Origin of the sequence: Pseudomonas sp. TH31 (assembly GCF_016650815.1) — a bacterium.
Taxonomy (GTDB): domain Bacteria; phylum Pseudomonadota; class Gammaproteobacteria; order Pseudomonadales; family Pseudomonadaceae; genus Aquipseudomonas.
The window spans coordinates 272,783-290,368 of the sequence record NZ_JAEKEZ010000005.1 but is presented as its reverse complement, the minus strand read 5'-3'; the positions used below and the strand labels follow the sequence as shown (position 1 = coordinate 290,368).

General features: G+C 59.4%; 11 protein-coding genes, 6 pseudogenes and 1 riboswitch. Of the genes and pseudogenes, 8 read left to right on the top strand and 9 right to left on the bottom strand.

All coding sequences use genetic code 11. The annotated features are described in order from the left end of the window. Positions 1–101 precede the first annotated feature (101 nt). A pseudogene (hldE, locus tag JFV26_RS03005) lies at positions 102–1,522 on the top strand (bifunctional D-glycero-beta-D-manno-heptose-7-phosphate kinase/D-glycero-beta-D-manno-heptose 1-phosphate adenylyltransferase HldE). Between the two features lie 158 nt (positions 1,523–1,680). Here hldE and JFV26_RS03000 read toward each other — a convergent pair. The 4 genes and pseudogenes from JFV26_RS03000 to JFV26_RS02985 all read right to left on the bottom strand — a co-directional run bounded on the left by JFV26_RS03000 (position 1,681) and on the right by JFV26_RS02985 (position 5,143). Next, on the bottom strand, positions 1,681–2,649 hold the full coding sequence (locus tag JFV26_RS03000) for a metal ABC transporter ATPase (protein ID WP_201189588.1): 969 nt from the start codon (positions 2,647–2,649) through the stop codon (positions 1,681–1,683). Between the two features lie 32 nt (positions 2,650–2,681). Further along, on the bottom strand, positions 2,682–3,494 hold the full coding sequence (locus JFV26_RS02995) for an aldo/keto reductase (protein ID WP_201189586.1): 813 nt from the start codon (positions 3,492–3,494) through the stop codon (positions 2,682–2,684). Further along, positions 3,491–4,665, bottom strand: a pseudogene (locus JFV26_RS02990) (NAD(P)/FAD-dependent oxidoreductase). Before JFV26_RS02990 ends, JFV26_RS02995 begins: the two are co-directional and overlap by 4 nt. 145 nt (positions 4,666–4,810) lie before the next feature. Next, positions 4,811–5,143, bottom strand: coding sequence for a DMT family transporter (locus JFV26_RS02985; RefSeq protein WP_201189584.1), 333 nt, complete (start codon positions 5,141–5,143; stop codon positions 4,811–4,813). Between the two features lie 103 nt (positions 5,144–5,246). Between JFV26_RS02985 and JFV26_RS02980 the strand changes: the two genes are divergently transcribed. Then, entirely contained in the window at positions 5,247–6,167 is a 921-nt protein-coding gene (locus JFV26_RS02980) for a LysR family transcriptional regulator (protein ID WP_201189582.1), read from the top strand. Beyond that, positions 6,160–7,437, top strand: coding sequence for a lipid IV(A) 3-deoxy-D-manno-octulosonic acid transferase (gene waaA, locus JFV26_RS02975; protein WP_201189580.1), 1,278 nt, complete (start codon positions 6,160–6,162; stop codon positions 7,435–7,437). Before JFV26_RS02980 ends, waaA begins: the two co-directional genes overlap by 8 nt. A 112-nt stretch (positions 7,438–7,549) precedes the next feature. Here waaA and JFV26_RS02970 read toward each other — a convergent pair whose 3' ends face one another. Next, complete coding sequence (locus tag JFV26_RS02970; RefSeq protein ID WP_201189578.1) at positions 7,550–8,989, bottom strand: TolC family outer membrane protein; 1,440 nt, start codon at positions 8,987–8,989, stop codon at positions 7,550–7,552. 192 nt (positions 8,990–9,181) lie between these two features. Next, positions 9,182–9,287: riboswitch (TPP riboswitch) on the top strand. Between the two features lie 164 nt (positions 9,288–9,451). Here JFV26_RS02970 and thiC point away from each other — a divergent pair. Together thiC and cytX are read left to right on the top strand one after the other, a co-directional pair. Continuing rightward, positions 9,452–11,340, top strand: a pseudogene (gene thiC / locus JFV26_RS02965) (phosphomethylpyrimidine synthase ThiC). 159 nt (positions 11,341–11,499) lie between these two features. Continuing rightward, a pseudogene (gene cytX / locus JFV26_RS02960) lies at positions 11,500–12,791 on the top strand (putative hydroxymethylpyrimidine transporter CytX). Here cytX and JFV26_RS02955 read toward each other — a convergent pair. The 3 genes and pseudogenes from JFV26_RS02955 to JFV26_RS02945 form a co-directional block, all read right to left on the bottom strand. Continuing rightward, a pseudogene (locus JFV26_RS02955) lies at positions 12,760–13,053 on the bottom strand (RsiV family protein); the annotation flags it as partial. The pseudogenes cytX and JFV26_RS02955 overlap by 32 nt on opposite strands. Further along, entirely contained in the window at positions 13,053–13,742 is a 690-nt protein-coding gene (locus JFV26_RS02950) for a Type 1 glutamine amidotransferase-like domain-containing protein (protein ID WP_207203827.1), read from the bottom strand. The pseudogene JFV26_RS02955 and the gene JFV26_RS02950, both read right to left, overlap by 1 nt. A gap of 21 nt (positions 13,743–13,763) precedes the next feature. Further along, positions 13,764–14,465 (bottom strand): LuxR C-terminal-related transcriptional regulator, encoded by a 702-nt coding sequence (locus tag JFV26_RS02945; protein ID WP_201189576.1) that lies wholly within the window; start codon positions 14,463–14,465, stop codon positions 13,764–13,766. A 400-nt stretch (positions 14,466–14,865) separates the two neighbouring features. Between JFV26_RS02945 and JFV26_RS02940 the strand changes: the two are divergent. Beyond that, positions 14,866–15,576, top strand: a pseudogene (locus JFV26_RS02940) (cytosine permease); the annotation flags it as partial. Here the strand turns inward: JFV26_RS02940 and JFV26_RS02935 are convergent. After that, on the bottom strand, positions 15,545–16,291 hold the full coding sequence (locus tag JFV26_RS02935) for an RsiV family protein (protein ID WP_201189573.1): 747 nt from the start codon (positions 16,289–16,291) through the stop codon (positions 15,545–15,547). The pseudogene JFV26_RS02940 and the gene JFV26_RS02935 overlap by 32 nt on opposite strands. A gap of 213 nt (positions 16,292–16,504) precedes the next feature. On the opposite strand from JFV26_RS02935, the gene JFV26_RS02930 reads away from it, so the two are divergent. Together JFV26_RS02930 and JFV26_RS02925 are read left to right on the top strand one after the other, a co-directional pair. Next, entirely contained in the window at positions 16,505–17,122 is a 618-nt protein-coding gene (locus tag JFV26_RS02930; RefSeq protein WP_201189571.1) for an NUDIX domain-containing protein, read from the top strand. Beyond that, on the top strand, positions 17,113–17,565 hold the full coding sequence (locus JFV26_RS02925; protein ID WP_123510868.1) for a DUF1249 domain-containing protein: 453 nt from the start codon (positions 17,113–17,115) through the stop codon (positions 17,563–17,565). The genes JFV26_RS02930 and JFV26_RS02925 overlap by 10 nt, the downstream gene beginning before the upstream one ends. Positions 17,566–17,586 lie beyond the last annotated feature (21 nt).

Below are 17,586 nucleotides of genomic sequence, written 5' to 3'. Positions count from 1 at the left end.
CAGAAAACCCCGTCAATTCATCCTGTTGCAGCCGTCGCGCAAGCCTGCGCCAACCCTGTGTTAATATCGCGCCCCTGTTCATTTTGTATGTGGGTTGCTCCATGAAGTTGTCCATGCCGCGATTCGATCAAGCCCCTGTCTTGGTGGTCGGCGATGTCATGCTCGACCGTTACTGGCATGGTGGTACCTCACGGATTTCCCCTGAGGCGCCGGTGCCGGTGGTCAAGGTCGAGCAAATCGAGGACCGCCGGGCGGTGCCGCCAACGTTGCCCTCAACATCGCCGCCCTCGGCGCCCCGGCCTCGCTGGTCGGCGTGACCGGTGACGACGAAGCCGCCGACAGCCTGGTCAACAGCCTGCGTGGCGCTGGCGTGCGGGCGTTGTTCCAGCGCATCGCGCACCAGCCGACCATCGTCAAGTTGCGGGTCATGAGCCGTCACCAGCAACTGCTGCGTATCGACTTCGAAGAACCCTTTGCCACCGACGCCCTGGCGCTGGGTGAACAGGTCGACGAACTGCTCGAAGGCATCAAGGTGCTGGTGTTGTCCGACTACGGCAAAGGCGCCCTGAAAAACCATCAGGTGCTGATCCAGGCCGCCCGCGCCCGTGGCATTCCGGTGCTGGCTGATCCCAAGGGCAAGGATTTCTCGATCTACCGTGGTGCGAGCCTGATCACCCCGAACCTCAGCGAATTCGAAGCCATCGTCGGCGGTTGCGCCGATGAGCACGAATTGGTGAGCAAGGGCGCGACCTTGATGCACGACCTCGACCTCGGCGCCTTGCTGGTGACCCGTGGCGAGCACGGTATGACGTTGCTGCGCCCGGATCATCCGGCGCTGCACCTGCCGGCCCGCGCCCGTGAAGTGTTTGACGTGACCGGTGCCGGTGACACGGTGATTTCCACCCTGGCGGCCGCGATTGCCGCTGGCGAAGAACTGCCCCACGCGGTGGCCCTGGCCAACCTGGCGGCGGGCATTGTGGTCGGTAAGCTTGGTACGGCGTGCATCAGTGCCCCGGAACTGCGTCGCGCCATCCAGCGTGAAGAAGGGTCCGAGCGCGGGGTGCTGGGTCTTGAGCAACTGTTGCTGGCGGTCGATGATGCACGGGCGCATAACGAGCGGATCGTCTTCACCAACGGCTGCTTCGACATCCTGCATGCCGGCCACGTGACCTACCTAGAGCAGGCGCGGGCCCAGGGCGATCGCCTGATCGTCGCGGTCAACGACGACGCTTCGGTGAGTCGCTTGAAAGGGCCCGGGCGTCCGATCAACAGCGTTGACCGGCGCATGGCGGTCCTGGCCGGTCTGGGCGCGGTGGATTGGGTTATCAGCTTCCCTGAAGGCACCCCGGAAAACCTGCTGCGCGAGGTCAAGCCGGACGTGTTGGTCAAGGGCGGGGACTACGGGATCGACCAAGTGGTCGGCGCGGACATCGTGACCACTTATGGTGGGACGGTGAAAGTGTTGGGGCTGGTGGAAAATAGCTCGACTACCGCAATTGTCGAGAAGATCCGCAATAACTGATTGGGGCTGAGGGCTTGTTGTGGCGAGGGGGCAAGCCCCCTCGCCATAAAAGCGTCATGACCGGTTAATTGCAACATCAAAAGATCGCAGCCTTCGGCAGCTCCTACAGGGTTACGTGTACACCCGTAGGAGCTGCCGAAGGCTGCGATCTTTTGCTTTCAGGAGCTGACTTTTTTACGGGGCACAATTTTCTTCAGCAGTTGCTTGGCCTTGCCACGCAACCGCGCCAACCCCGAATCCTTCCCCGGCGGGGCCAGTCCTTGCTGGCGCACCCAGTCCTTCCAGCGAATTCGCTCGTCGCGCACCAGCCAGCCTTCCTGCTGGGCAAAGCTCTCGGCCAGGTACAACCCGCGCGTACTCGCCGGGTAGAGCTGATCCTTTTTCAACGTGTAGAGCTCGGCCATTGGCTGGCCATCCTGCAACGGCATCAAGTACAAATCTGGACGCTTGCGATCCAGCCGTGCCACCAGCTGATCGCCCTCCAGTCGCTCGTCCACATGAAACAGGCTCAGGGACTTGGCTTCCCTGGGTACGTCCAGACGCAAGTCATAGATCAATTGCAGGGACGCGGTCGGCAAATGCACGTAGGCCCTTGGCCGCTCGATCAGTTGCATGTTGGCACACCGCACCGGTCGCGCCGCGCCGGACAACGGCGTCAGGCGAAACGGCAGCGCTTCGCGATAATGCAAGGCGGTGGAGTAGGGGGCCGGCAGCCAGGTGTCATTGAAACGCCCGCTGAGCCAGCCTTCCGGGGTTTCCAGCAGGCACTCTTCGGCAATCTCCTGGATCGCCGTGTGCAGTGGCAGGTTCAGCTCATGGGCAGGCACGTAACCTGAAATCAGCTTGAGGACCACATCGCCACGGTCCTGCCGACGCTGACGCACCAGCACCCAATAATCGCGACTCTGCCAATGCAGGGTCAGGCGCACCGAGACCCCCAGATTGGCCAACTCAAGCGCAAAGCGCTCGGTGTCGGCCACTGCCACCGGGCGGCGGCGTTGCAGGGTCTGGGAGAAATTCAGCGGCATCCCGACGCTCTGATAGCTCAAGCCTTCGGGAGTCGCTTCGACGTACAACGGCAGGGTCTTGAAGTTGCTCGGATTCTTTCTAATGAGCGTACGCGGCATGTCGGCTCCTGCTTAAGGCCGCGTGGGCGGCATCAGTTTCTACGTAGGACCTGGGCAACGGTCGCGACGTTGTGGGCGAGGTGCAGCGGATTGATGGTCCCGACAATAGCACTGGCAACACCCGGATGTTCAAACAACAACTCGAAGCTGGCGCGCACCGGGTCGACGCCGGGGCTCAGGCAGGCGTGACCGCTGGCGAGGGCTTTTTTCACCAGGATGGCTTTGCCGTGAGCAGCAGCATAGTCAATGACGGCTTTTTCGTTTTGTTCGTTCAAATTGTAGGTGACCATGGCGCAATCACCTTGTTCCAGAGCCTTCAAGCCGCCTTCAACGGTTTTTCCGGAAAAACCGAAACCGCGAATCTTGCCTTCGGCCTTGAGCTCGGCGAGGGTCGCGTAGACCTCACTGTCGTTGAGGATCGTAAGGTCGTTGCCGTCGGAGTGCACCAGCACCAGGTCGATAAAATCAGTTTCCAGACGTTGCAGGCTGCGCTCCACCGAACGGCGTGTGTGAGCGGCGCTGAAATCGTGGCTCGACTGGCCGTCGGTAAACTCTTCGCCAACCTTGCTGACAATCACCCAGTCCTGACGCTGACCGCGCAGCAACGGGCCGAGGCGTTCTTCGCTGCGGCCATAGGCCGGGGCGGTGTCGATCAGGTTGATGCCCATGTCGCGGGCGAGTTTGAGCAGCATGCGCGCTTCGTCATCGCCGGGAATCTGGAAGCCGTTGGGGTATTTCACCCCTTGATCGCGGCCGAGTTTGACGGTGCCCAGGCCCAGCGGTGAAACCAGCAGGCCGGTGCTGCCCAGCGGGCGATGCAGGTCGTGCAGGGTCGGTTGGCTCATGGCAGCAGTTGCTCCCACGCCGGGACGCCCATCGGTGGTTTTGGCAGCTCGGGCAATGGCGCCGCCGGGCCGGGTTGAATGCCGTCGCGGGCTAGGCTGGCGATGACCCGGTCGGCGAAGTCCGGCGCCAGCGCCAGTTTGGTCGGCCAACCGACCAGCAGTCGACCTTGCTCGGCGAGGAAGGCGTTGTCCGGGCGGGTCAGGCCCGATTGCAACGGCTCGGCGCGATCCACACGCAAGGTGGCCCATTGCGTGGTGCTCAAGTCGATCCATGGCAGCAACTGGCGGAGTTCTTTTTGCGCCGTGGCAATTTGCTCGGCGGGTTCGCGGGCCACACCTTCGGCTTCGGCGATGTCACCGCCCAGGTACCAGACCCATTGGCCATCGGCCGCCGGATGGGTGGTCACGGTGACGCGCGGTTTGGTGCCGCCGCCCAGGCAGTGGGCGTACAGCGGTTTGAGGCTCGGGCCTTTGGCGATGATCATGTGCAACGGCCGGCGCTGCATGGCCGGCTGAGTCAGCCCCAGCGCTTCGAGCAATGCGGCGGTACCGGCACCGGCGCTAAGGACGATGCGCTGGGCGCGAATCTCGCGCCCGTCGACTTTCAGGCCGACCAGAATTCCATCTTCCAGAAACGGCTCGATTGCCTGCCCGGCGAGCAAACCATCGCCCGCCAGATCGGCCAGGCGCTGGATCAGGCTCGGGACGTCGACCACCAGTTCTGCCAGGCGATATACCTTGCCCTTGAAGCGCTTGTCTTGAAGAGCCGGTGGCAGTTGATCGCCCTTGACCTGATCGACCCGCCCGCGCACGGCTTTGCTGGCGAAGAAACTGGTCAGGTTGCCGGCAATCGTGCCGGGGACCAGAGGTAGTGGGCTTCGGACAACAGGCGCACGCCGGCCAGGTCCAGTTCGCCTTCGCCGGCCAGCGCTTCACGCCAGCGGCGCGGCATGTCGGAGATGGCCTCCGAGGCGCCGGTCAGGGCGCCGTGCAACGCATATTTAGCGCCACCGTGGATGATGCCCTGGGACTTCACACTTTGTCCGCCACCGAGGCTGGCGCTTTCCACCAGCACGGTCGAAAAACCCTGACGGCGCAGGCGCGCATTCAGCCAGAGGCCGGCGACACCAGCGCCGACAATCAGAACGTCGGTGGAAATAACGGATGGCATGCAGCGACCTCAGTGTTCAAGACGAGGGTGCAGTATACAGACTCAAGGATCAGAGCTAAGACGGGAAAAAAGATCGCAGCCTTTGGCAGCTCCTACAGGAGACGCATTCCAATGTAGGAGCTGCCGAAGGCTGCGATCTTTTTCTTCAATGTCCCGCGGTTTTGGAGAAGAGCTGGATCACTACGACGCCGAGCACAATCAATCCCATCCCCAGCATCGCCGGTACATCCAGCTTCTGCCCGTAGATAAACAGCGCTGCCACGCTGACCATCACGATCCCCATGCCGGCCCACACCGCGTAAGCGACGCCCACCGGCACACTGCGCACCACCAGGGTCAGCATCCAGAAAGCGATGCTGTAGCCGACAATCACCAGGATCAGTGGCAGGGGCGTGCTGAAGCCTTTGACCGCTTTCATCGAAACGGTGGCGATCACTTCGGCGCAGATAGCGATGGCCAGGTAGTAGTAAGCGGTCATGGGGTAATCCTCGTGTGAAGTGCTGCTTTCTGAGGTCGGTATTCTAGAGATTCTCCAGATGCGGTAAAGTCATTACCTATCTGTTGTGGAGATGGGTTTGGCCATGAACATGCAATGGAATCTTGAACAACTGCGTTTGTTTGTCAGCGTAGCGGAACAGCGTTCGTTTTCCGCGGTGGCGCGGGATCAGCGCAAGGCGCAGTCAGCGGTCAGCAGTTCGATTGCGTTGCTGGAGGAGGATTTGGGCGTGAGCCTGTTCGACCGCAGCAGCGGCCGCCAGCCGAAACTGACCGAGGCCGGCGGCGCTTTGCTGGAGGAGGCGCGGGAAGTGCTGCGCCAGTGCGAACGCCTGAACGGTCGGGCGTTGGCGATGATGCGCGGTCAGGAGGCGCGTCTGCGCGTGGCGCAGGATGAGGCGATGCCTTATCAACCAATCATCGAAAGCTTCGAAGCCCTGGCCGAGCAATTCCCCAGCCTTGAAGTGCAACTGACCAGCGCCGCCCAGGGCGATGTCGCGCGCAAACTGGTGGAGCGGCGGGCTGACCTGGGGTTGTTGTTCTTTCACGACCAGATTCCCGAAGCGCTGGAGCGCCGGGTGTTGGGCAGCGTTGAAATGGTCACCGTGTGCGGTAAAGGGCATCCGCTGGCGATGCAAGGCGAAGTGAACTGCCAGCAACTGGCCCGGCACCGCCAGTTGCTGATGTCTACCGAGTCCAGTGTTTATCCCGGCAGTGAGCCCGCCAGCCCACAAGTCTGGCGCGCCGACAGTTTTTACGTAATGGCCGAATGGCTGGTGCGTGGCCTCGGCTGGGCCTGGTTGCCCCGGCATGTGGTGCAATACCCGACCTATCAAAATCAGATGGTTGAACTGGTCAGCGAATGGACCCCGCCGGCACTGGTGGTGGAGCTGGTCTGGCGGCGTGACGAACCGCTCGGCCCTGCAGCGCGTTGGTTGGCCGAACGTTTTGCCGTGCACTTGCAGGCGATCGGCTTAAAAACCGATAAACTCCGCCGCCATGAATAGAACTCTCTACACCGTGCTGTTTTACCTGGGGCTGCCATTGGTAGCGATTCGGCTGTGGCTGCGCTCGCGCAAGGCGCCAGCCTATGCCAAACGCATTGGCGAGCGGTTTTCTTACGCAATGCCGGCGATGAAGCCGGGCGGCATTTGGGTGCACGCGGTGTCGGTGGGCGAAAGCATTGCCGCCGCGCCGATGATTCGCGCCTTGCTGCAACGTTATCCAGCGCTGCCGATCACCGTGACCTGCATGACCCCGACTGGCTCGGAGCGTATTCAGGCGTTGTTTGCCAATGAGCCGCGCATCCAGCACTGCTATTTGCCGTACGACTTGCCGTGTGCTGCGGCGCGGTTCCTTGATCGGGTTCAGCCGACGCTGGCGGTGATCATGGAAACCGAACTGTGGCCCAACCACATTCATCAATGCGCCAGGCGCGGGATTCCTGTGGCGCTGGCCAATGCGCGACTGTCCGAGCGCTCGGCCAAAGGCTACGGGCGCTTCCATAAACTGACCGGGCCGATGCTGGCCGAGATGAGCCTGTTCGCGGTGCAGACCGAGGCTGAGGCCGAGCGCTTGCGCTCGCTCGGCGCGCGTGCTGAAACCGTCGAGGTCACCGGTTCGATCAAGTTTGACCTGACCATCGACCCGCAACTGCCCCTGCGCGCGACCGAGTTGCGTGGGCAGTGGCAGGCGATGGAGCGTCCGGTATGGATTGCCGCCAGCACCCACGAAGGTGAAGACGAAGTGGTGCTGGCTGCGCATCAACAGCTGCTGGCCAGTCATCCTGATACGTTGCTGATTCTGGTGCCGCGGCACCCGGAGCGTTTCAATTCGGTGTTCGAGTTGTGCAAGCGGCAGGGGTTTGCCACGGTGCGTCGTTCCAGTGGCGAGCCGGTCACAGCCGATACGTCGGTACTGCTGGGCGACACCATGGGCGAGTTGCTGTTTCTGTATGCCTTGGCCGACAGCGCGTTTGTCGGCGGCAGTCTGGTGCCCAACGGCGGGCATAACCTGCTGGAGCCGGCGGCGCTGGCCAAGCCGGTTTTGAGCGGCCCGCACCTGTTCAACTTCCTCGAAATCGCCGCGCAGTTACGCAGCGCCGGCGCGTTGGCCGAGGTCGATGATGCTGAAGGTTTGGCGTTGGCAGTGCAGCGCTTGTTCGAATTGCCGCGCGATGCACAACGGATGGCCGAGGCGGGGCTTAAGGTGATGCGCACCAATCAGGGCGCGTTGCAGCGGTTGTTGGATGGGTTGGGGCGGTTGATCGACCGCTAGAGCGCGTTGATAGGTTGGGACGGTTAATTGATCACTAACCTGTAGGAGCAAGGCTTGCCCGCGATGGCGTCCTCGAGATCGCCATCGCGAGCAAGCTATGCTCCTACGGGGTTCACTGACCCGGCCGGGCCTTGAGCTGGTCCGCCGCAGCCTTCGCCAGATCCGGTGGCAGGAAGTCCTTATCCGGGTTGTAGTCAGCCTTGAGATAGCGCGACAAATCCTGCAAATCCCCCGGGTTCAACGTGCCCGCCGCCTGCTTCAGGCGCAGGTTGTCGAGGATGTAGTCGTAGCGGGTGTTGTTGTAGTTGCGCACCGAGGTGTACAGCTGGCGCTGGGCATCGAGCACGTCGACGATATTGCGTGTCCCCACCTGATAACCGATTTCGGTGGCCTCCACTGCGCTCTGGCTGGAGATGATCGACTGCTTGCGCGCCTGTACCTGCTCGACGTCGGTGTTCACCGCGCGGTGCAGGTTGCGGGTGTTTTCGACGATTTGCCGGCGCAGGCCTTCGCGCTGTTGCTCGGTCTGGTCGAGGCGTGAGGAGGACTCGCGAACCTGGGAACTGGTCAGCCCGCCGCTGTAGATCGGAATGCTCAGTTGCAGGGCCAGCGTGCGTTGCTCGACGTTGCCCCCGTAAGGGGTGCCGAAGGCACTCGGGTTAGCGAAGCCCAGCGCATCATTGTCGCCTTTCTCGTACTTCGCCACGGCGTCCAGGGTCGGTGCGTGACCGGCCTTGCGCTGCTTGAGGGTTTGTTCGGCGGCGCTGACCGCGTAGTTGCTGGCCAGCAGGTTGAGGTTCTGTCTGGCAGCGGTGTCGACCCAAGCCTTGGCATCATTCGGTGTCGGCGGCAGGATCGGCAAGGTGTGGACGATGCCCTGGATCGAGTTGTACTGACGGTTGGTCAGGGTGATCAGCGCTTCGAACGCATCGTCTACCTGGCGCTGGGCCAGGATCCGGTTGGCTCGCGCGGTGTCGTAACTGGCTTGGGATTGCAGCACATCGGTCTTGTCCGACAGGCCCACATCAAAGCGCTCATTGGACTGGTCGAGCTGACGCTTGAACGCTGCTTCTTCAGCCTTGGTCGAGGCCAGGTTGTCCTGACTGCGCAGCACGTTGAAGTAGTTTTCAGCGCTTTGCAGGATCAGGTTCTGCTCGGTCGCCGAGAGTTGCAGGGCAGCCTGCTCGTTGACGTCCTTGGCAGCCTGGAACTGGAACCAGCGATCGGCGCGGAACAGTGGCTGGGACAGGGTTGCCTGATACGAATGAGCGCTGCGGTTGGCAGTGGCCGCGGGCTGGTCGAGCTGGGTGCGCACATCGGCCACTTCAGCGCCGCCGGAGATATTCGGCAGTAACCCGGCACGGGCCTGGGGCACGACTTCTTTCTGAGCGCCGTATTGGGCGCGCGCGGCGGCCAGGTCGGCGTTGTTATCCACGGCTTCCTGGTAGACGCTGACCAGGTCGGTTTTGGTGGATAAAGGCGCTTCTGCTGCCCAGGCCATTCCATTGGACGCACAAGACACGGCAAGGGCCAGTGAGAGTTTGCGCAGCATTTGGCCATCCCTAAAAATTACGCTGATAATTTGAGCGCCAAAGGTACGGCGCGGCGTCGTACAGCGTCAAGGCGCGGCACGGCACGGCGAGTGTAGTTGTGCACTCGTTTGGCAACAATCCTGTAATTACGCCATTCATCATGGTGTTTACCGCGGTGTTGGCGTTCTTTGCCAGTTGTGTCTAGACTGGCCGGGTTCTTGTCGGGGTGCCTTGCTATGAGGCTGAGATCGAATAATTTCGGATCCCGTTGAACCTGATCAGGTTAGCGCCTGCGTAGGGAACAAGATTTCTCGTCACCCGGCGAGTCCTCTTGTGCTTCGTCCGGGATGTTGTTCGACAATCGAACACCCCTCGAGCACTGAGCACAGCACAGCTGGTATTTCCAGCGCTCGTGCGCCCATTCGTTTACAGGTTCGCTCCGACAATAAATCCACTGCCTGGATGTGTTCGGAGAGCCCGTGATGACGATAAAACCAAAAAATACGACGAACCTGAGTGACTCGGCCCAAGTCGATCAACAATCGGTTCAGCCGTTTACCCGCTCGCAAAAAATCTATGTGCAGGGCTCTCGCCCGGACATCCTCGTGCCGATGCGCGAAGTCAGCCTCGACGTGACCCCGACCGACTTCGGCGGCGAGATCAACGCGCCGGTAGTGGTCTACGACACCTCCGGCCCCTACACCGATCCCAACGTCATCATCGATGTGCGTAAAGGCCTGGCCGATGTACGTTCGCCGTGGATCGAAGCCCGTGGCGACACCGAACGCCTGCCCGGTCTGAGCTCGAATTTCGGCAAGGAACGCCTCGCCGATCCGGAGCTGACCAAGCTGCGCTTCGCCCACGTCAACAATCCGCGCCGCGCCAAGGCCGGTGGCAACGTCACCCAGATGCACTACGCGCGCCAGGGCATCATCACGCCCGAGATGGAATTCGTCGCCATCCGCGAAAACATGAAGCTGGAAGTGGCCCGTGCCGCCGGTCTGCTCGATCAGCAACATGCCGGCTACAGTTTCGGCGCCAGCGTGCCGAAAATCATCACCCCTGAATTTGTTCGTGAAGAAATCGCCCGGGTCGCGCGATCATTCCGGCCAACATCAACCACACCGAACTGGAACCGATGATCATCGGCCGTAACTTCCTGGTGAAGATCAACGGCAACATCGGCAACAGCGCGTTGGGTTCGTCCATCGAAGAAGAAGTGGCGAAACTGACCTGGGGCATTCGCTGGGGCGCGGACAACATCATGGACCTGTCCACCGGCAAGCACATTCATGAAACCCGCGAGTGGATCATCCGCAACTCGCCGGTGCCGATCGGCACCGTGCCGATTTACCAGGCCCTGGAAAAAGTCGGCGGCGCCGCCGAAGACCTGACCTGGGAGCTGTTCCGCGACACGCTGATCGAGCAGGCCGAGCAGGGCGTCGACTACTTCACCATCCACGCCGGCGTGTTGCTGCGCTACGTGCCGCTGACTGCCAAACGCGTGACCGGCATCGTCTCCCGTGGCGGTTCGATCATGGCCAAGTGGTGCTTGGCGCATCACAAAGAAAACTTCGCCTACACGCATTTCGAAGAGATCTGCGAAATCATGAAGGCTTACGACGTCAGCTTCTCCCTGGGCGATGGCCTGCGTCCGGGCTCGATTGCCGACGCCAACGACGCCGCGCAATTCGGTGAGCTGGAAACCCTCGGCGAGCTGACCAAGATCGCCTGGAAGCACGACGTGCAAACCATGATCGAAGGCCCGGGCCACGTGCCGATGCAGTTGATCAAGGAGAACATGGACAAGCAGCTTGAATGCTGCGACGAGGCACCGTTCTACACCCTCGGCCCGCTGACCACCGACATCGCGCCGGGCTACGACCACATCACCTCCGGCATTGGTGCGGCGATGATCGGCTGGTTCGGCTGCGCCATGCTTTGCTACGTCACGCCGAAGGAACACTTGGGCCTGCCGAACAAGGATGACGTGAAGACCGGGATCATCACCTACAAGATCGCCGCGCATGCCGCCGATTTGGCGAAAGGGCATCCGGGGGCGCAGATTCGTGACAACGCCTTGAGCAAGGCGCGTTTCGAATTCCGTTGGGAAGACCAGTTCAACCTCGGTCTCGATCCGGACACCGCGCGTTCGTACCATGATGAAACCCTGCCGAAGGACTCGGCCAAGGTCGCGCACTTCTGCTCCATGTGCGGGCCGAAATTCTGCTCGATGAAAATTACCCAGGAAGTCCGTGAATATGCGGCCAACCAGCGGATCGAAACCGTCGATGCCGAAGTCGCCCAGGGATTGGCGGACCAGGCAGAGCGGTTCAAGCAGGAAGGCAGTCAGCTGTACAAGAAGGTTTGATCTGATCCGCAGCGCCGGCCTCTCAAGGTTGGCGCTGTTTTCTTGTTGGAGCAAGGCTTGCCCGCGATAGCGCCCCTGAGATCGCCATCGCGGGCAAGCCTTGCTCCTACAGGCGGTGATGGTCAACACAACAACAAATGTCCCTCTGAGATAACACCCTTGAGCATTCAACCCAGCACCTATTCCCCTGATATTGCGGTGCCGACCGACAAACGTGTGTTCGGCGGCCGCGATCTGTTTTCCCTGTGGTTCTCCCTCGGCATCGGCCTGATGGTCTTGCAGACCGGCGCTTTGCTCGCGCCAGGTCTGGGCCTGTCCGGCTCGCTGCTGGCGATCTTTCTCGGCACGCTGGTCGGCGTTTTGCTGCTGGCGGCGGTCGGCGTGATCGGCAGCGACACCGGCCTGTCGTCGATGGCCGCGCTCAAGCTCAGTCTCGGCGTAAAAGGCGCGAGCCTGCCCGCGGTGCTGAACCTGCTGCAACTGATCGGTTGGGGCTCGTTCGAAATCATCGTCATGCGCGATGCCGCCAGCCTGCTCGGCGCTCGCGCCTTCAGCGAAGGCAGCTTGCTGTCCAATCCTCTGCTCTGGACCCTGGTGTTCGGCGCACTCGCGACCTTGCTCGCGGTGAGCGGCCCGCTGACTTTCGTGCGGCAGATCCTGCGTAAGTGGGGCATCTGGTTGCTGCTGGCGGCCTGCATCTGGTTGACCTGGAACCTGTTCGCCAAAGCCGATCTGGCCACGTTGTGGGCCAAGTCCGGTGACGGTTCGATGCCATTCGCCGCAGGCTTCGACATTGCCATCGCGATGCCGCTGTCCTGGTTGCCGCTGATTGCCGACTACTCGCGTTTCGGCAAGCGTGCGAAAAACGTCTTCGGCGGCACCGCGCTGGGCTTCTTTATTGGTAATTTCTGGCTGATGAGCCTGGGCGTCGCCTACACCCTGGCGTTCGCGCCGAGCGGTGAAGTGAATGCCTTGCTGTTGGCGCTGGCCGGTGCTGGCCTGGGGATTCCGCTGCTGCTGATTCTGCTGGATGAGTCAGAAAATGCCTTTGCCGATATTCACTCGGCGGCGGTATCGAGCGGGATTCTACTGCGCTTGAAAGTCGAACATCTGGCCTTGGCCATCGGCGTTATCTGCACGCTGATCGCTTGCCTGGCGCCATTGGCCCAGTACCAGAACTTCCTGCTGTTGATCGGTTCGGTGTTTGCGCCGCTGTTCGGCGTGGTGCTGGTGGATCACTTCATCCTGCGCAAACGCAGCAGCCAGGTGGCGTCAGCCGCATTGCGCTGGCCGGCATTGCTCGCCTGGCTGGGGGCGTGAGCACCTATCACTTGCTGGCCAATCTCTATCCGGATATCGGCGCTACCCTGCCGTCGCTGGTACTGGCAGGGCTGCTGCAGCTGGTGCTCGGTCGAGCCTTCAGTTACGGCCGGGAAACAGCTCGGGCCTGAGAATGCCGTTGAGGCGCGGGTAAGGGATCTTCAGTTCAATGTGGCCCAGGGCGTACGGCGCAATGGTGCTCACGTTGTACTTGAGGATCACCGCGCCGTAGGTCAGGGCCACGAGCGGGGTTTTCACGAATGGCCAGCTCTTGACGAACTCGGCTTCCTGGTCAAGTTTGGTACTGATCAGCCAGCTGTTATGCGCCACTTGCGCCGCTTTCCAGAACGCTTCTTCCTGCCCTGGCACCAACATATCATTGATAGTCCGGATCATAGCGGCTTTACATAGGACGACCGCGCATTGACTTCATAGCCGCGACAGGACGCGTCGTTATAGACCTTCTTATGGAATTGACAATTTTTGAAATGCAGCGCTATGCCGTCATCTACCGCGTAGGCGGGATAAATGTTCTTGTCGAAAATAATTTCAACGAAGGAAGCCTCTCGTCCAGCTTCTGAATTGAAGTGTGGGCATAGGGCGCCGGGGAGTAGACCAATGCCGCTGATCAACGCGAAAGAGCCTCCTGAATCAGAGTGTCCATAGTCGAACCAGCAAATTGCTCCGGCACTGACCCCACACAAAACCTTTCCCTTTGCCCATGCTTTCTTCAAAAGACTGATCACACCAAATTCGCGCCAAATTGCCAACATCGCTCGCGTATTACCACCTCCGACATAAATTATATCCGCTTGATCAATCAGGGATGAAATATGGTCTGCGTGAGGAAAAGGCGGTATGAAGAACGTCAGCGGGGTAACGGTACACTCAGCCCCTTTATACTTTTCAGTAAAGTTGGAGATTTTGACCAAGTCATCGCCATTGGCTGTCGAGATGTATAGGATTGTTGGATTGATTTTATCTGTAAGTGAACATATATACTCGTCGATAGGTGTCATGCGCTGCATGTCTCTAGCGGACTCGCCGCCAATGACAATAATATGATTATCGATTTTTTTCATGTGAGTATCCTGTTTTTGGTTTCAAATATAACCTTTGACTATAGCGTGGGCAATGGCTTGAGCCCTGTTGGTAGTATTCAATTTCTTTTGTATTGTCTTGTGGTGGAAGTTTATTGAGTCTTGCGAGAGGCCGAGAATTATCGCGATTTCTTCTGAGGTTTTTCCATCTGCACCCCAGAGTAATATTTCTTTTTCTCTAGGTGATAGAGTTACTGTTTGTGAGGCTCCATTGTTTAGTTCAGCTAGTTTTCTGGAAATTTCATCTGTCATTGTTTTTATTATAGTGCGTGCCTTTTTCAACTCGATGCGGTCGATTTCAATGTGTGCTCTTGCTAAGACAAAATGCTCTGTTATGCCTTCTGTTTTTCGAGTTGATTGAGTTATGAAGAAAATACGGTCATCTAGGTTTATTGTGCTTTCAGCTTCTTTCTTTTGTGTTTGGTTTAAGGGTTCTAAGTCTTCTGGTTCGACTCTAAACTGTCCTGCAGTTGTGTGGGGTTTTTTTGTGGTAAGTAATCTTGAAACGTCAAGAGGATAGTTTCCGTAGGTATATATTTTTGGGTTTGAAAAAGGTATAGGGTGCTGAATGTGATAGGAGAAATAGTCAAAGTTAATCTCTTTTGTTGAATTGATGCATGTGGTCCATAGGCTTTCAATTGTTTCGCTTTCAGAGATAACGGTGCGTAGATTTTTCTGTAGGGTAAGTATGTCAGTGTTGTTCATGATGGCCACTCCATGGTTTTTATTGTCAAATGGAATTACTATTCACGGTTTTGGAGAGATTGTTAAGTCGGATTGGTCCTGTTTTTTCATTCGGTTTTCCGTTTGTTGTGAGGGGCGATTCCTACAATGTTCTTGGCTGATTAAACTTCCCGGTTATGGAATGTAGGAGATCCCATAGAGCGTACGTTCAAGTTTGCCTGCTGGCTTCGGACACTTACTTTCCGCCGATCCTTTTCTGTAGTTAGTGCCAAAGTGTGCGCTACTTCAGATTTCGGCATAGACCTGCCCACCGGCAAGCAAATTCACGAAGCCGCGAGTGAGTCATCTGCGCCCGTCGATACCGGTATCGTACCGATTCTCCAAGCCCCTGGAAAAATCAGCAGCGCCTCCGAATAGCTGACTAGAGGCGCAGGCAGGTGACGGTTCGATGCCATTCGCCGCAGGCTTCGACATTGCCATCGCGATGCCGCTGTCCTGGTTGCCGCTGATTGCCGACTACTCGCGTTTCGGCAAGCGTGCGAAAAACGTCTTCGGCGGCACCGCGCTGGGCTTCTTTATTGGTAATTTCTGGCTGATGAGCCTGGGCGTCGCCTACACCCTGGCGTTCGCGCCGAGCGGTGAAGTGAATGCCTTGCTGTTGGCGCTGGCCGGTGCTGGCCTGGGGATTCCGCTGCTGCTGATTCTGCTGGATGAGTCAGAAAACGCCTTTGCCGATATTCACTCGGCGGCGGTATCGAGCGGGATTCTACTGCGCTTGAAAGTCGAACATCTGGCCTTGGCCATCGGCGTTATCTGCACGCTGATCGCTTGCCTGGCGCCATTGGCCCAGTACCAGAACTTCCTGCTGTTGATCGGTTCGGTGTTTGCGCCGCTGTTCGGCGTGGTGCTGGTGGATCACTTCATCCTGCGCAAACGCAGCAGCCAGGTGGCGTCAGCCGCATTGCGCTGGCCGGCATTGCTCGCCTGGCTGGGGGGCGTGAGCACCTATCACTTGCTGGCCAATCTCTGTCCGGACATCGGCGCTACCCTGCCGTCGCTGGTACTGGCAGGGCTGCTGCAGCTGGTGCTCGGTCGAGCCTTCAGTTACGGCCGGGAAACAGCTCGGGCCTGAGAATGCCGTTGAGGCGCGGGTAAGGGATCTTCAGTTCAATGTGGCCCAGGGCGTACGGCGCAATGGTGCTCACGTTGTACTTGAGGATCACCGCGCCGTAGGTCAGGGCCACGAGCGGGGTTTTCACGAATGGCCAGCTCTTGACGAACTCGGCTTCCTGGTCAAGTTTGGTACTGATCAGCCAGCTGTTATGCGCCACTTGCGCCGCTTTCCAGAACGCTTCTTCCTGCCCTGGCACCAGCATATCCGACAGGGTCAGCACCTTGTGCTGCTGACGCGAGTAGTTGATGAAGGCGCGGCCCGGTGTGCCATGGTCGCCGCCGGTGTCCAGGTAACTGGACAATTCAACGATCACCAAGCCGTCATGCTGCTCACGTACCTTGGCTTGCAAGTAGCTGCTGGTGTGCGGTTCGGCGGTGCGCAGAAACTGTTCGCGGTAAGCGGCCAGGGTCGGTGCAACCGGAGCGTCGGGGGAGGTTCGAGTCAATTGCAGCAGGCGCTTTTCGACGATGCCATCCAGTTGTGGCTCCGCGGAAAAATGCACGGTATCGATGTTCACCAATGGGCATTCAGGCGTGGAGCAACCTGGTTTCAAGGTTTCCGATGCATCGCGGGTTGTGTCCAGCGGTGTCCGGTAGTTGGGTTGGAACAGGCTCTGACAGGCGCCCAACGTCAGGGCGATGGCGGCCACGGAGGCGATTTTAAAAAGCGACATGGGCGTCCTTCATAAAACAGGGAAAGGCAAAAAGTTACCGCTTCGACTATCAACGAAGCAGTCAGTTCGCCACTAAGCTAATTAGAGTTGGTTTCGCCCTCACCGTCTATCCCGATGACGGTAAAGGGGCTGCATCAAACGGCGCGAGCGCGTTAGGATGGCGCGAAGTCGAGGTTGGAGCCTCGTAACGGAAAGCAGTAAACGAGGATTGTCATGACTGATTTTGCCAACGCCATTCCAACCACCGTTGATATCGTTCAGCGCGAAAGATGCTACGAGGGCTTCTACAAACTCGATCGTCTGCATTTGCGCCACGAATTGTTCGCCGGTGGCATGAGTCGCGAGATCAATCGTGAAGTGTTCGTGCGCCACGACGCAGTTTGCGTGCTGCCTTACGATCCGCAGCGCGACGAGGTGGTGCTGATCGAGCAGTTTCGGGTCGGCGCCATGGGCAAGACCGACAACCCCTGGCTGATCGAACTGGTCGCTGGTCTGATCGACAAAGACGAAGTGCCGGAAGAAGTTGCTCACCGTGAAGCGCAGGAGGAAGCTGGGCTTGTGTTCGGGGCGCTTTGGCCGATGACCAAATATTTTCCATCGCCGGGCGGCAGCAACGAATTCGTGCACTTGTTCCTGGGGCGTTGCGACACAACTGGAGTAGGCGGGCTGCATGGACTGGCAGAAGAAGCGGAAGATATCCGCGTCACGGTCTGGGCGTTCGAAGATGCCCTGCAGGCCGTGCGCGATGGACGAATTGCCAACGCGGCCAGCATCATTGCTTTGCAATGGCTTGCTTTGAACCGCGCTGAAGTGAGGGGGTTATGGTCGTAAACAAGCTGCGCGATCGCTACCGGGTTGACCTCGTGGGGCTGCAAGCCTCCTGCGAGGCCAACTACGCGCGCCTGATGCGACTGCTGCCGGACATGCGCAGCGAGCCTGAGGCGCGGCGCATTGCCGTGACCCAGGGCGATCAGATGCTCGGCGTGCTGGCGCTGGAAGTGCTGCAGGTCTGTCCGTACACCACCACCCTGCAAGTGCGCCAGGAGCACAGCCTGCCGTGGCTGCCGGTGCCGCAACTGGAAGTTCAGGTCTACCACGATGCGTGCATGGCCGAGGTCGTCAGCGCTGAACATGCACGACGCTTCCGGGGCATCTATCCTTACCCGAACGCCGCGATGCATCAGCCAGATGAAAAGGCACAGCTCAATTTGTTCCTGGGGGAATGGCTGAGTCACTGTCTGGCGTGTGGGCACGAGTACGCCGTCGTTCGATAGATGTGAACTGCGTCCGGTTCA